Genomic DNA, 1,113 nt, shown 5'->3' on the forward strand with positions numbered 1-1,113 from the left:
CGATCGTCGACCGGGCCGCCGCGGTCGGTGTCGGCCGGGTCGTCACCGTCGCCGACGATCTCGACGCGGCACGGTTCGCGGTGCAGGCCGCGCACTGGGACGAGCGCGTCCACGCGGCCGTCGCGATCCATCCGACCCGCGCGAACGTTCTCGACGAGGCGACCCGCGCGGAGATCGAACGCCTCGCCGCGGATCCGCGCTGCGTCGCGGTGGGGGAGACCGGCCTGGACCTGTACTGGCCGGGCAAGCTCGACGGGTGCGCCGAGCCCGCCGAGCAGGAGGACGGCTTCCGCTGGCACATCGATCTCGCCAAGCGCCTGGGCAAGCCGCTGATGATCCACAACCGCGACGCGGACGCCGAGCTGCTGCGGGTCCTGCACGACGAAGGTGCCCCCGAGTCGGTGATCTTCCACTGCTTCTCTTCTGATGCGGACATGGCACGCGCCTGCGTCGACGCCGGGTACGTGCTGAGCTTCTCCGGCACCGTCAGCTTCAGGAATGCGAAGGCGCTGCGGGAGGCGGCTCCGCTCGTGCCGCGCGAGCAGGTGCTGGTGGAGACGGACGCACCGTTCCTGACCCCGCACCCCTTCCGCGGCGCTCCCAACGAGCCGTACTGCCTGCCGTACACGCTGCGGGCCCTCGCGGAGGTGCGCGGGGAGGATCCGGTGGAGCTGGCAGCCGCGACCACCGCCAACGCCGAACGCGTCTACGGGATCCCCGCGAACTGAGCGCGAACGGCCCGGGCGGACGACCGGAACCGCGACAATCGGAGCCATGTACAACTTCGTCTACACGGCACAACCGGCCCGGGTGTTGTTCGGAGCGGGAACGGCCGCGCGCGTGGCCGAGGAGGTCGAGCGGCTCCGTCGCTCGCGGGTACTGCTGCTCGGCGGCGACCACGTGCGGAAACAGGCGGGTTTCGTCGAGGACGCCCTCGGCGACCTGCGCGTCGCACGATTCGACGGGGCGGTCATGCACACCCCGGTCGCCGTCACCGATCGGGTGCTGCGACTGGTCGGGGAGCACGACGTGGACGCGGTCGTCGCGGTGGGCGGGGGGTCGACGACCGGCCTGGCGAAGGCACTCGCGGCGCGCACCGGCATCGACCAGGTG

General features: G+C 72.1%; 2 protein-coding genes. Both read left to right on the forward strand.

The window, feature by feature from the left end:
* Positions 1–728, forward strand: a 728-nt coding sequence (locus A8G15_RS28875; RefSeq protein ID WP_068166638.1) for a TatD family hydrolase, incomplete at its 5' end; no start/stop codon positions are given.
* Between the two features lie 46 nt (positions 729–774).
* Positions 775–1,113: iron-containing alcohol dehydrogenase (locus tag A8G15_RS28880; RefSeq protein ID WP_211270271.1), on the forward strand; the 339-nt coding region annotated here is incomplete at its 3' end.

It is taken from the genome of Rhodococcus phenolicus (genome assembly GCF_001646785.1).
Taxonomy (GTDB): Bacteria; Actinomycetota; Actinomycetes; order Mycobacteriales; family Mycobacteriaceae; genus Rhodococcus; species Rhodococcus phenolicus.